We start from the raw sequence: 13,119 nt of genomic DNA on the forward strand, positions 1-13,119 counted from the left end.
TGCGTGTTGCTCCAAGTGATAGGACGGATGTCCGCCGGGACCAACCCGGGACGGCATGTAGACGGCATGGAAAAGGGGCGCGGCCACCGCTGGCCACGCCCCTCCTGTTCGCCACGTCGACCGGCAATCAGCCGTCGATACGGATCCGGGCGTTGGAGGGATCGAAGGGGCTGTCCTCGGTCACTTCCGCATCCCACATCTCGTCCATGATCAGCACCTTGAGCTTGGTCCCCGGCACGGCATGCTCAGGTTTGACGTAGCCCATGCCGATGGCCTTGCCGAAGGCCACCGAATAGCCGCCCGAAGTGAGACGCCCCACCTTGGTGTCGCCCAGGTACAGCGCCTCGCGGCCCCACGGATCGGCATCTTCCGGTCCGTCGATAAGCACGGTGATGCACTTGGAACGGATGCCGGTGGCTTCCATCTCGGCCTTGCCGAAGAAGTCCTTCGACAGGTCAACGAAGCGCGGCAGGTCCGCCTCGAGCGGGGTCGCGTCGCGGCCAAGTTCGTGACCGTAGGCACGGTAGCTCTTTTCCATGCGCAGCCAGTTCTGGGCACGGGCGCCCACCGGCTTCAGCCCATGCTTTTCGCCCACCGACATCAGCAGATCCCACAGGTAGTTCTGCATCTCGATCGGGTGGTGCAGTTCCCAGCCAAGCTCGCCGGTGTAGGCCACGCGGATGGCACGGATCGGGCACATGCCCAGTTCGATGTCGCGCATGGAGAGCCACGGGAAGCGCTTGTTGGACAGCACGGTGTCCGGCGAGGCATCCTTGACCAGCTCATTGAGCAACGCGCGGGCGTTGGGACCGGCAAGGGCGAAGACGCCCCATTGGGTGGTCACGTCCTGAATGTGGAAATACCCGTGATCGAAGCCGAAATCCTCGGCGGATTTCATCAGGTAATCCTGGTCGTAGGCATGCAGGCCACCGGCGGAGACGAGGTAGTATTCGTCCTCGGCGATGCGCACGATGGTGTATTCCGTGCGGGTGGTGCCCTTTGCCGACAGCGCGTAGGTCAGGTTGATGCGGCCCACCTTGGGCAGCTTGTTGCAGGTCAGGTGATCGAGGAACGCGGTCGCGCCGGGGCCCTTGACCACATGCTTGGCAAAGGCAGTCGCATCGACAAGGCCGACGGTTTCGCGCACGGCCTTGGCCTCGGCCTCGGCGTATTGCCACCAGCCGCCGCGACGGAAGCTGCGGGCGTCATGGTCGAAGCTGTCCGGCGCATCGAGCGGGCCATAGTAGTTCGGACGCTCGAACCCGTTGACCACGCCGAACTGGGCGCCAAGCTTTTTCTGGCGCTCGTAGGCGGGTCCGGTGCGCAGGGGGCGGCAGTTCGGACGCTCTTCGTCCGGATGGTGCAGGATGTAGACGTGCTCGTAGGCTTCCTCGTTCTTGCGCGCCGCGTACTCGGTGGTCATCCAGTCCTGACCATAGCGCTTGGGATCGAGCGAACCCATGTCGATCTCGGCCTCGCCTTCGGTCATTAGCTGGGCAAGGTAGTAGCCAGTGCCACCCGCGGCGGTGATGCCGAAGCTGAAGCCTTCAGCCAGCCACATGTTGCGCAGACCCGGCGCCGGGCCGACCAGCGGGTTGCCGTCGGGGGTGTAGCAGATCGGGCCGTTAAAATCGTCCTTGAGGCCAACGGTCTCGGAGGACGGGATGCGGTTGATCATCGACATGTACTCTTCCTCGATCCGCTCGAGGTCGAGCGGGAAGAGGTCGGCACGGAAGCTGTCGGGCACGCCGTATTCGAACCGCGCCGGAGCATTGAGCTCGTAAGGGCCAAGGATCCAGCCACCGCGCTCTTCGCGGACGTACCACTTGGCGTCCGCATCGCGCAGCACAGGGTGCTGTTCGTTGGTCTTGCGCCATTCCACGAGCGCGGGGTCGGGTTCGGTCACGATGAACTGGTGCTCGACCGGGATCGCCGGGGTCTTGATGCCCAAGAGCTTGGCGGTGCGCTGTGCGTGGTTGCCGGTGGCGGTCACGACGTGCTCGGCTTTGATGACGACGGTTTCCTCGGTGGGCACGAGGTTGCCGCCCTTCTCGGCGGTGCGGGTGACGGTCACTTCCCAGTGATCATCCTTCCACTCGTAGCCGTCGACCTGCCACTTGCGCTCGATGATGACGCCGCGCTGACGGGCCCCCTTGGCCATCGCCATGGTGACGTCCGCCGGGTTGATGTAGCCGTCGGTGGGGTGGTAAAGCGCGCCTTCCAGCCCGTCCACGTTGACCAGCGGCCAGCGCTCCTTGATCTGCGCGGGGGTCATGAACTCGTGCGGGATGTCGCAGGTGTGCGCGGTGGTGGAGTAGAGACGGTATTCGTCCATCCGCTCCTTGGTCTGGGCCATGCGCAGGTTGCCCACCACGAAGAAGCCCGCGTCGAGGCCGGTTTCCTCCTCGAGCGTCTTGTAGAACTTGATCGAGTAGTCGTGGATGTGGGTCGTGGCATACGACATGTTGAAGTAGGGCAGCAGACCGGCGGCATGCCAGGTCGACCCCGAGGTGAGCTCGTCCCGTTCGAGCAGCATCACATCGGACCAGCCTGCGCGGGCAAGGTGGTAGGCAATCGAGGTTCCGACGGCACCGCCGCCGACAACCAGTGCTTTGACTTCAGTCTTCATGAATCGGGACTCCGAGCGCGTTTCTGTCCGTCTGGATAACGCAGAGCCGGCGTGACTGCGGCTTGCGCCCGACCAGTCATATCTTGAAAACGACGCGTCGTCAGATCGCGACATGCGTCGCATTTTCACAATGCCCAATCGCCGGGCGAACCGGGCCTGCCAGCGCCCTACCGATATGCGCGCCGTGTCCGCATCCGCTGCCCGGAATCACCTCAAGGCCCCTGTCGGCGGCGGGTTCACGCCGAATTGCGCTTGCGCGCCTCTTTCCCCCTTCCCTATGCAGTCCTATAAGAGCCGCGGTCCGCCCTTGGGGAAGAGTCGCGGACCCGAAACACATATCTTGGGACAGGGAACGGCATGTTTGGACTGGACAGACTCATGGGCGCCTTCTCGGCGGACATGGCAATCGACCTCGGGACCGCGAACACGCTGGTCTACGTCAAGGGACGCGGGGTCGTCCTGTCCGAGCCTTCGGTCGTTGCCTATCACATCAAGGACGGCGTCAAGAAGGTGCTGGCCGTGGGCGAGGACGCCAAGCTGATGCTTGGCCGGACGCCCGGCAGCATCGAGGCCATCCGCCCCATGCGCGAAGGCGTCATCGCCGACTTCGACACAGCCGAGGAGATGATCAAGCACTTCATCCGCAAGGTGCACAAGCGCTCGACCTTCTCGAAGCCCAAGATCATCGTCTGCGTGCCCCACGGCGCGACCCCGGTGGAAAAGCGCGCCATCCGCCAGTCGGTCCTGAGCGCGGGCGCCCGTAAGGCCGGGCTTATCGCCGAACCCATCGCGGCGGCCATTGGCGCGGGCATGCCCATCACCGATCCCACCGGCAACATGGTCGTGGACATCGGCGGCGGCACCACCGAGGTTGCCGTTCTGTCGCTGGGCGACATCGTTTACGCCCGGTCCATCCGCGTCGGGGGCGACCGCATGGACGAGGCCATCGTCAACTACCTGCGCCGCCAGCAGAACCTGCTCGTGGGCGAATCCACCGCCGAGCGCATCAAGACCTCCATCGGCACCGCCCGCATGCCCGACGACGGGCGCGGCTCCTCGATGCAGATCCGTGGCCGCGACCTGCTCAACGGCGTGCCGAAAGAGACCGAGATCTCCCAGGCGCAAGTGGCCGAGGCGCTGGCCGAACCGGTACAGCAAATCTGCGAGGCGGTGATGACCGCGCTCGAGGCCACCCCACCGGACCTCGCTGCCGACATCGTCGACCGGGGTGTCATGCTGACCGGTGGCGGCGCGCTGCTGGGCGACCTTGACCTTGCGCTGCGCGAGCAGACGGGGCTTGCGGTCTCCATCGCGGACGAAAGCCTCAACTGCGTTGCACTGGGCACCGGCAAGGCGCTGGAATACGAAAAGCAGCTGCGTCACGCCATCGACTACGATTCCTGATCGACGGCGGCGTCTGCCCACGGGACATGGGTGAATGGCCAGGAACGGATCAAGCTCTGACGATTACGCGGGGCCGCTGAAGCGTCTGCTTCTGGCGGTTCTCGTGCTGTGCCTCGTGGGCCTCTTCATCTTCTGGCGGATCGACAGCCCGCGGATGGAGCGGTTTCGTGCGCAGGTCATCGACCGGGTGCTGCCCGGCTTCGACTGGGCCATGGCCCCGGTCACCGGCACCGTGCGCATCCTGCGCGATTTCCAGAGCTACCAGCGCATCCACGAGCAAAACCAAGAGCTGCGCCGCGAGCTGCGCCAGATGACCGCCTGGAAAGAGGCCGCCCTGCAGCTGGAGCAGGAGAACGCCCGGCTGCGCGATCTCAACAACGTGCGGCTCGATGCGCGGCTGACCTACATCACCGGCGTGGTGCTGGCCGACAGCGGCTCGCCCTTCCGGCAATCGGTGCTGATCAACGTGGGCAGCCGCGACGGCATCGTCGATGGCTGGGCCACCATGGACGGCATCGGCCTCGTGGGGCGGGTGTCGGGCGTGGGGCCGAACACTTCCCGCGTGATCCTGCTGACCGATGCCACCAGCCGCATCCCGGCGGTGATCCAGCCCTCGGGGCAACGCGCGCTCATCACCGGCGACAATTCCGCCGCCCCGCCCATCGACTTCCTAGAGGATGACGACCAGGTGCGGCCCGGCGATCGCATCGTGACCACCGGCGACGGCGACGTGTTCCCCCCGGGGCTGCTCATCGGGCAGGTGGCCGAGGATCCGGGCGGGCGCCTTCGGGTGCGCCTTGCCGCCGATTACGAACGGCTGGAATTCCTGCGGGTGCTGCGAGACCACGGCGCGCGGCGGGTGAATGCCCCCTCCGCCCTCGTGCTGCCCGAGGTGCCCCCCGGCACCGAGGATACGGCCATCGAGGCGCTGCCCACCCTCGACACAGACAGCGCAGATCAGCCTGATGGCTGACCGTCGTCCCGCCCGGGTCTGGGCCATGCGCGCGGCCTTCTGCGGTCTTGCTGTGCTGGTGATGTTCTACCACCTGCTGCCGCTGGACATGATGCCGCCGCTCTATGCCGGTCCGGACCTGCTGACCGCCATGTGCTTTGCCTGGGTGCTGCGCCGCCCCGACTACGTGCCAGCGCTTCTTGTGGCCGCCGTGATGCTGCTGGCGGACATCCTGTTCCAGCGGCCGCCGGGCCTATGGTCGGCACTGGTCCTGCTCGCGACCGAGTTCCTGAAATCGCGCGACCGGCGGGACCGGGAAAGCACCTTCGTGCTGGAATGGATCGCGGTGGCCACCACGCTGGCCACGATCACGATCCTGTACCGGCTGGCGCTTGCCCTCTTGATCGTGCCGACAGGTTCGTCTTTCCTGTCGTTGATGCGATACGCCATGACTGTGATCTGCTATCCTCTGGTGGTCATCGTATCGCAATACCTGCTTGGCGTGAGACGCCTCGCGCCAGGCGATTTCGACCACTCCGGCAAACGCCTCTGAGGACCGAGCCCATGAGACGCACCCCCAAGGACACCGCCGACAGCGCCCGCCGCATCACCCGCCGCGGGCTGCTTCTGGGCACCGCGCAGCTGGCCTTTGCCGGGGCTCTGGGGCTGCGCATGCGCTACATGCAGGTGGATCAGGCCGACGAATTCCGCCTGCTGGCGGAAGAGAACCGCATCAACATCCACCTCATCCCGCCCTCGCGCGGACGGATCTTCGACCGCAACGGCCAGACCATCGCCGAGAACGAACCCACCTACCGCATCACCATGCGGCGCGAGGATGCCGGCGATCTCGAGGATACGGTGGCGCGCCTTGCGCAGCTGGTGGACCTTGACGAGGCATCGGTGGCACGCGCGCTCGAGGAAATGCGCACCTCGCCGCCCTTCCTGCAGGTGACGGTGGCCGACCGCGTCAGCTGGGAGGAGATCTCCCGCGTGGCCGTCAACGCCCCTGCCCTGCCCGGCGTCACGCCGGAGGTGGGGCTGTCGCGCTTCTACCCGCAGCACGAGACCTTCGCCCACGTGGTGGGCTACGTCGGCCCGGTGTCCGAACGCGATCTCGAGAAATACGAAGACCCCGAACCGGTTCTGCGCATCCCGCGCTTCCAGATCGGCAAGGTCGGGATCGAGACCAAGTTCGAGGAACAGCTGCGCGGCGGTGCCGGGGCCAAGCGCGTCGAGGTCAACGCCGTGGGCCGCGTCATGCGCGAGCTCGACCGCCGCGAAGGCACGGCGGGGGACGACCTGCAACTCACACTCGACAGTGAGCTGCAGGATTACATCAAGGCGCGGCTGGGCCATGAAAGCGCCAGCGCCGTGGTGATGGACGTGGAGAGCGGCGACATCCTCGCCATCGCCTCGTCGCCGTCCTACGACCCCAACAAATTCGTGCGGGGAATCTCGGTCGCGGATTATTCCGTACTTCGCGAGAACAACCACCGCCCGCTGGCCTCGAAGACCGTGCAGGACGCCTATCCTCCCGGCTCGACCTTCAAGATCATCACCGCGCTCGCGGGGCTCGAGGCCGGTGTGATCGGCCCGGACGACACGGCCTATTGCCCGGGCCACCTCGAACTGGGCTCGCGCCGGTTCCACTGCTGGAAGCGGTCGGGCCATGGTCGGGTGAACCTTGAACAAAGCCTGCGCGACAGCTGCGATGTCTATTACTACGAGCTGGCCATGAAGGTCGGGATCGAGAACATCGCCGCCATGGGTCGCAAGATGGGTCTTGGTTCGGCGCCGGATGTGCCGATGTCGGCGGTGACCTCCGGGCTGATGCCCGACAAGGACTGGAAGCGGCGCGAACGTGGCGCCGAGTGGCTGGTGGGCGATACCGTGAACGCCTCAATCGGCCAGGGCTTCGTGCTGACCTCGCCGCTGCAGCAGGCGATCATGACCGCACGCCTTGCAACGGGGCGCAAGATCGAGCCGCGCCTCGTGCGCAGCATCGGTGGGCAGGACACCCCGATCACCGGGGGCGAGCCGCTGGACATCGACCCGCTGCACCTGCGCTATGTCCGCAAGGGCATGGACAGCGTGGTGAACTCCAGCCGAGGCACCGCCCGCCGGTCGCGTATCGTCGCGGACGGCATGCAGATGGCTGGAAAAACCGGCACCAGCCAGGTGCGCAACCGCGTGGTTCGCAACTCGGACGTGCCGTGGGAGGAACGCGACCACGCGCTCTTCATCTCCTACGCGCCGGTAGTGAATCCGCGCATCGCAGTGGCGGTGGTGATCGAGCACGGCGGCGGCGGCTCGTCCGCTGCGGCGCCCGTCGCTCGGGACATCATGCTTCAGGCGCTCTACAATGGCACGCCCCCGCTCGAGGCCTACCCGGCTTCGGAACGCGAGGGCGCGCGACAACTGCAGGAACGCATCGAGGCCGAACGCACCGCCCGCGCCCGGGCCGAGGGGCGCCGCGCATGAGCTATCTCGAATACGCAGTCAAGACGACGCCCAGTGGCTGGCGCAAGATCTTCTACATCAACTGGCCGCTGGTGCTGCTGCTGACGGCGGTGGCCAGCGTAGGTTTCCTGATGCTGTACTCCGTCGCGGGCGGCGAGCTTGGCACCTGGGCCGAGCCGCAGATGAAGCGATATGCGCTTGGCCTTGCCGCCATGTTCCTTGTGGCGCTGGTGCCAATCTGGCTGTGGCGCAACCTGTCGGTGGTGATCTACCTCGCGGCGCTTGCGCTGCTGGTGGGGGTTGAGCTTTTCGGCACCGTCGGCATGGGCGCGCAGCGCTGGATCGACCTCGGGGTGATCCGCCTGCAGCCGTCCGAGATCATGAAGGTCGCTCTCGTGATGGTGCTTGCCGCCTATTACGACTGGCTGCCCATGAAAAGGGTATCGAACCCGATCTGGGTGCTGGCGCCCATCGTGCTGATCCTCGCGCCCACCGCGCTGACGCTGATCCAGCCCGACCTCGGCACCGCACTGCTGCTGCTGATCTCGGGCGCGCTGATGATGTTCCTCGCCGGGGTGCACTGGCTCTATTTCGCAGTGGTGGCCGCTGGAGGCGTCGGCGCGGTCTACTCGGTGTTCCTGTCGCGAGGGACCGACTGGCAACTGCTCAAGGATTACCAGTTCCGCCGCATCGACACGTTCCTCGATCCCTCCACCGACCCGCTTGGCGCGGGCTACCACATCACCCAGGCCAAGATCGCCATGGGTTCGGGAGGGTGGACCGGGCGCGGCTTCATGCAAGGCACGCAATCGCGGCTGAACTTCCTGCCGGAAAAGCACACTGACTTCATCTTCAACACGCTGGCCGAGGAATTCGGCTTTGTCGGGGGGATGTCCCTGTTGGTCCTCTACGTGCTGGTGCTGGTGTTCTGCATCATCGCGGCGCTTCAGAACCGTGACCGCTATTCATCGCTGCTGATCCTGGGCGTAGGGCTGACCTTCTTCCTGTTCTTCGCGGTGAACATGTCGATGGTCATGGGCCTCGCCCCGGTCGTCGGCGTGCCGCTGCCGCTGGTCAGCTACGGCGGCTCGGCCATGCTGGTGCTGATGATCGCCTTCGGCCTCGTGCAGAGCGCCCATGTTCACCGCCCCCGCTGACAGACCTTTCCCCACCAACCGGAAGACTCATGACCAATATCCTCTTCGCCGCCGGTGCCCAGCGCTGGACCACCTACGAGCCGCTGCTGCGCGCGGAACTGCCCGATGCCACCATCGCCTGCGATCTGCCTCCGGAAGAAGTTGATTACATCGTCTACGCCCCCGGCTCCGAGGTGCAGGATTTTACTCCCTTCACCCGGCTCAAGGCGGTTCTGAACCTCTGGGCGGGGGTGGAAAACGTCACGGGCAACGACACCCTCAAGGTGCCGCTGGCCCGTATGGTCGACACCGAAGGGCTGACCCAGGGCATGGTGGAATATGTCACCGGCCACGTGCTGCGCCATCATCTCGGGATGGATCGCTTCATCAACCAGCCCCTCGAGGGCTGGGGCCAGGAGGCACCGCCGCTGTCAGCGGATCGCCCGGTGACCATCCTCGGGCTCGGCACGCTGGGCAGCGCCTGCGCCGCCGCCATCGCCGCGCTCGGCTTCCCGGTGACGGGCTGGTCGCGCACGCCGCGAGATGTGCCCGGCATCACCTGCCTGCACGGCGCCGACGGCCTCGACACCGCCCTGCGCAGCGCCGAGATCCTCGTGCTTCTGCTGCCGCACACCCCTGCCACGCGCAACCTCATGGACGCCGCGGCAATCGCGAAGCTGCCGAAGGGTGCTGCCATCGTGAACCCCGGCCGCGGCCAGCTCATCGATGATGACGCTTTGCTGGCGGCACTGGACTCCGGCCAACTGTCGCATGCCACGCTGGACGTTTTCCGCACCGAACCGCTGCCCGAGGATCACCCCTTCCGCAGCCACCCCAAGGTAACCCCCACGCCCCACATCGCCGCTTTCACCCGCGCCGAAACCGCCGCCCGCGTGATCGCAGGCAACGTGCGCCGGGGCGAAGCAGGCGAGCCGTTCGAGCATCTGGTCGACCGCGACGCAGGGTACTGAGATCTTCTTCTCTTGAAAAATACGCCGGGGGTCTCCGCAGGAGACGGGGGCAGCGCCCCCTCCCCTGCCATCCGCCCTCGGCATGCCCCCCTGACGCGGCGCGGGCCTCATTCCGTGCCCGGCGGCACAGGCTTGATCTCGTAACTGGTGCGACACGGGCCTGGATTGGGGCGGGGTGCGGGCTTTGCCCGGTGTCGGCTGGGGTGCGGCCCACATCGAGGCAGTCCCCGGTTGATGGCAAGCCGAAGCGTCTCAGCTCCGGCGGTAGCGGAACACCCCGGTGCCCTTTGCCACCAGCATCCCGGTTTCGTCGTGCACCGCACCCTCGGCAAAGAAGGTGCTGCGCCCGCCGCCGGTCTTGCGGGCCTCGGCGATCAGTCGGGCGCCCTTGGCCTGCCCGATATACTGCACGTTGAGGGACAGTGTCAGCGCATGGATGCGCCCGCCGTCCTCGCCGGGCCAGCAGCCGCACAGGCCCATGGCCGCATCCAGCAGCGATGCAATCGCCCCGCCATGGGGCAGCCCCTGCCGGTTGCCGATGAACGCGGCGACGGGCATCTCGTAGCGGGCAAAGCCCTCGTCCCAGGCGGTCAGGTCGTACCCCAGGTGCAGCCCGAAGGCGCTGGTCGGCTCATTGAATTCGGTCACAGAAGATCCCCGGTTTCGGCCTCGAGTTCCAGCGGCACCGCGGGCACGACGAGGTCATCCACGGACAACGGCCCCGACGGGCGCGCCAGCCGGTTGCGGACCACCCAGTGCAGCCGGTTCGAAGCGCGGGTGATGGCCACGTAGGCGAGCCGCTTCCACAGCGGCTGCCCCGCCTCGAGACGGTTCATGCGGGCGGCCACGAAGAGATCGGGAGCGAACACCTGCACGTCGGGCCATTGCGAGCCCTGCGCCTTGTGAATGGTCACCGCCGCCCCGTGCAGGAAGGTGGCCCCCATGCGGGCGGCATAGGGGATGAAGGGCTCTTCCTCGTCGGGCTTCTCGATCTTGACGATCGAGGCGGCGGACAGCTGCGGGTCTGGTGCGCCCATGACATGCAGGCGCGAAAAGCCCGGCTTGCGCCCCGGCCCGAGATAGATCACCTGCGCGCCCTTGATGAGGCCCCGTGCCTCGAGATCCAGGCGCTTCTTGCGGTGCTTGAGCGGCAGCTCGAGCCCGTCGCAGATCAGCGGCTCGCCGGGCAGCAGCTCGGTCTCGGGGGCGCCATGCACGTTGCGGAAGGCGTTGATCAGCCGGATGCGTGTGGCATTGCGCCAGACCAGTACCGGCGAGCGCGCCATCAGGTCCACCTCGACCCGCTGTGCCAGCACCACGCGGTCATCCTCGCGCGATTTTTCCTCCACGAGTCGCTCGAAGGCCGCGAAGTCGATGTCCGGATCGGAAAGCGCGTGGGCAAGGTCGAGGATCGGGTTGTCCGCTTCCTGCCGGTGGATGCGGCTCAGCTCGAGGCTGTCTTCCTCGGGGATCGCGTCAAAGACCATGCGGCCCGACTGGTTGACCGGGGCCAGCTGCGCCGGGTCCCCGAACAGCACGAGGTTGGGAAAGATCTCCTTGAGGTCTTCGAACTGCTTGTCGTCGAGCATCGACGCCTCGTCCACGAAGCCGATGTCGAGCGGCTCTTCCCGTCGCTTCCAGCCGGTGATGAAGTCGCTCCCCCGGGCGCCTGCGGCGGCCAGCGCGGCGGGCACGGACTTGTGGGTCTGATAGGCCGCAAGGGCGCGGTCCAGCGCCTCGGGCGACAGGTCCTCGATCTCGGGCTTTTCCACGTTACCCATGAGCCATTCGGCGATCTGCTCGTAGAGCGGGTCATAGACCGGCGTATAGATGATGCGGTGGATCGTGGTGGCCGGCACGCCGCGCATGCGCAGCACGCTGGCGGCCTTGTTGGTGGGGGCAAGCACGGCAAAGCTGCGCTTTTCCTTGCTCTTGCGACTCTCGTAATCGCCCGAGACGATGTCGGCCCCTGCTTCGCCAAGCGCCTTGCACAGCTCGGACAGCAGCAGCGTCTTGCCCGAGCCCGCCTTGCCCATCACCGCCATAACCTGTCCCGGCCCGTCATGCGCAGGTTCGGTGTGCCCGTCGCTGAGATGCACGCCTGCGTCGGCGAGCATGTCGGCCACGCGGTCCCAGGCCTCGGCCTGGTCGTCGGAGAAGGTCACTGCGGGAAGCGTCATGGCGCGGACCCTAAAGCGGCGCGCGGGCGAGGGCCAGATGCGATCTGCGCGTCACTGCGCGAGGAAGGGCACCGGCAGCCCGAAGAACTGCGCCAGCAGCACGAAGTTGAGGCCCAGCACCGCGACCGTCCCAAGGACCGCCGCCCAGCGCAGCAGCGGCCCCAGTGCGTAGTCCCCCATTACGTCGCGGCGCGACACGAAGTGGATCAGCGCCAGCATGGGCACCGGCAGCGCGATGGACAGGATCACCTGGCTGAGGACAAGCGCCTGCGTGGCGTCCACCCCGGCCAGCACCACCGCGAAGGCGGGGGCCATGGTGACCAGCCGCCGAAGCCAGATCGGCACCCGGAAATGCAGGAAGCCCTGCATGATCATCTGCCCCGCCATGGTCCCCACGACCGAGCTCGAGATCCCCGAGGCGATGAGCGAGACAAGGAACACCCCCGCCGCCGCCGACCCCAGAAGCGGGGTCAGCGTGTGATAGGCCGTCTCGATCTCGGCCACCTCGGAATGGCCCCGGTGGAAAGCGCTGGCGGCCATAATCACCATTGCCATGTTGACCAGCCCCGCGACGGCAAGGGCCACGACCACCTCGGTGTTGGAAAAGCTCAGCACCCGGCGGCGGTCGGCCTCGTTGCGGATGGTGACCCGGTTCTGGGTGAGGCCGGAATGCAGGTAGATGGCATGCGGCATGACCGTGGCCCCGATGATCCCCACGGCGATGGTCAGCGCGGCGGCATCGGGCAGGTTCGGCGTGAGCAGCCCCGCCCCCGCCTCGCCCCATGCCACGGGGGCGATGAGCAGCTCGATCAGGTAGCACAGGCCGATGACCCCCACCATCGCCCCGATGATAAGCTCCATGGGCCGGAAACCCTGCCGCTCGAACACCAGCAGGCCGTAGGTGACGATGGCGGTCACCCCCATGCCCCAGATGAGCGGCATGTCCATGAGCAGCGCAAGCCCGATGGCTCCCCCGAGAAACTCCGCTAAGTCAGTGGCCATGGCGGCGATCTCGGAAACCGCCCACATCACCCAGACCAACGGGCGGGGCAGGTGATCGCGGGAAAGCTCGGCAAGGTTGCGCCCCGTCACGATCCCCAGCCGCGCGGACAGCGCCTGGAACAGCATTGCGATGAGGTTGGCCACCAGCACCACCCAAAGCAACTGGTAGCCATAGCCAGCCCCTGCCTGGATGTTCGTGGCGTAATTGCCGGGGTCCATGTAGGCGATCGAGGCGATGACCGCCGGCCCCACGAACAAAAGTCGCGCTCTGATGCCATGGCGCTGCCCGGAGAGGACGGCGGCCATGCCGAGGCGGGCTTTGTCGGTGCTGGACATGGGTGCTGGTCCTTCCTGCGTCCGGGCTCGCGCGGGTGCGCGGGAT

General features: G+C 66.6%; 10 protein-coding genes. 6 read left to right on the forward strand and 4 right to left on the reverse strand.

The genetic code is table 11. The features are described 5' to 3' along the window. Positions 1-127: 127 nt before the first annotated feature. Positions 128-2,629: a GcvT family protein gene (locus tag IEX41_RS16565; RefSeq protein WP_188791389.1), complete on the reverse strand. Its 2,502-nt coding sequence runs from the start codon at positions 2,627-2,629 to the stop codon at positions 128-130. Positions 2,630-2,986: 357 nt separating this feature from the next. On the opposite strand from IEX41_RS16565, the gene IEX41_RS16570 reads away from it, so the two are divergent. The 6 genes from IEX41_RS16570 to IEX41_RS16595 are packed head-to-tail and all read left to right on the forward strand — an operon-like array spanning position 2,987 to position 9,555. After that, entirely contained in the window at positions 2,987-4,033 is a 1,047-nt protein-coding gene (locus tag IEX41_RS16570) for a rod shape-determining protein (protein ID WP_188791390.1), read from the forward strand. A 34-nt stretch (positions 4,034-4,067) separates the two neighbouring features. Continuing rightward, a complete protein-coding gene (gene mreC, locus IEX41_RS16575) occupies positions 4,068-5,006 on the forward strand; it encodes a rod shape-determining protein MreC (protein WP_188791391.1) in 939 nt (312 codons plus the stop codon). Continuing rightward, the gene (locus IEX41_RS16580) at positions 4,999-5,538 is read left to right on the forward strand and encodes a rod shape-determining protein MreD (protein ID WP_188791392.1); all 540 of its coding nucleotides are present in this window, start codon (positions 4,999-5,001) and stop codon (positions 5,536-5,538) included. Before mreC ends, IEX41_RS16580 begins: the two co-directional genes overlap by 8 nt. 11 nt (positions 5,539-5,549) lie before the next feature. Beyond that, positions 5,550-7,469, forward strand: coding sequence for a penicillin-binding protein 2 (mrdA, locus tag IEX41_RS16585; RefSeq protein ID WP_188791393.1), 1,920 nt, complete (start codon positions 5,550-5,552; stop codon positions 7,467-7,469). After that, positions 7,466-8,605 carry a rod shape-determining protein RodA gene (gene rodA / locus IEX41_RS16590; protein ID WP_188791394.1) on the forward strand — a complete coding sequence of 380 codons (1,140 nt, stop codon included), beginning with the start codon at positions 7,466-7,468 and terminating at the stop codon, positions 8,603-8,605. The genes mrdA and rodA overlap by 4 nt, the downstream gene beginning before the upstream one ends. A gap of 29 nt (positions 8,606-8,634) precedes the next feature. After that, on the forward strand, positions 8,635-9,555 hold the full coding sequence (locus tag IEX41_RS16595) for a 2-hydroxyacid dehydrogenase (RefSeq protein ID WP_188791395.1): 921 nt from the start codon (positions 8,635-8,637) through the stop codon (positions 9,553-9,555). A 252-nt stretch (positions 9,556-9,807) separates the two neighbouring features. Here the strand turns inward: IEX41_RS16595 and IEX41_RS16600 are convergent, their stop codons facing one another. Genes IEX41_RS16600 through IEX41_RS16610 form a run of 3 tightly spaced genes read right to left on the reverse strand, consistent with a single transcriptional unit; the run spans position 9,808 to position 13,073 of the window. Further along, entirely contained in the window at positions 9,808-10,203 is a 396-nt protein-coding gene (locus tag IEX41_RS16600; protein WP_188791396.1) for a PaaI family thioesterase, read from the reverse strand. Next, positions 10,200-11,735: an ATP-dependent DNA helicase gene (locus IEX41_RS16605; protein WP_188791397.1), complete on the reverse strand. Its 1,536-nt coding sequence runs from the start codon at positions 11,733-11,735 to the stop codon at positions 10,200-10,202. Before IEX41_RS16605 ends, IEX41_RS16600 begins: the two co-directional genes overlap by 4 nt. 51 nt (positions 11,736-11,786) lie before the next feature. Continuing rightward, a complete protein-coding gene (locus IEX41_RS16610; RefSeq protein WP_188791398.1) occupies positions 11,787-13,073 on the reverse strand; it encodes an Nramp family divalent metal transporter in 1,287 nt (428 codons plus the stop codon). Positions 13,074-13,119 lie beyond the last annotated feature (46 nt).

Origin of the sequence: Salipiger pallidus, assembly GCF_014643635.1 — a bacterium.
Taxonomy (GTDB): domain Bacteria; phylum Pseudomonadota; class Alphaproteobacteria; order Rhodobacterales; family Rhodobacteraceae; genus Salipiger; species Salipiger pallidus.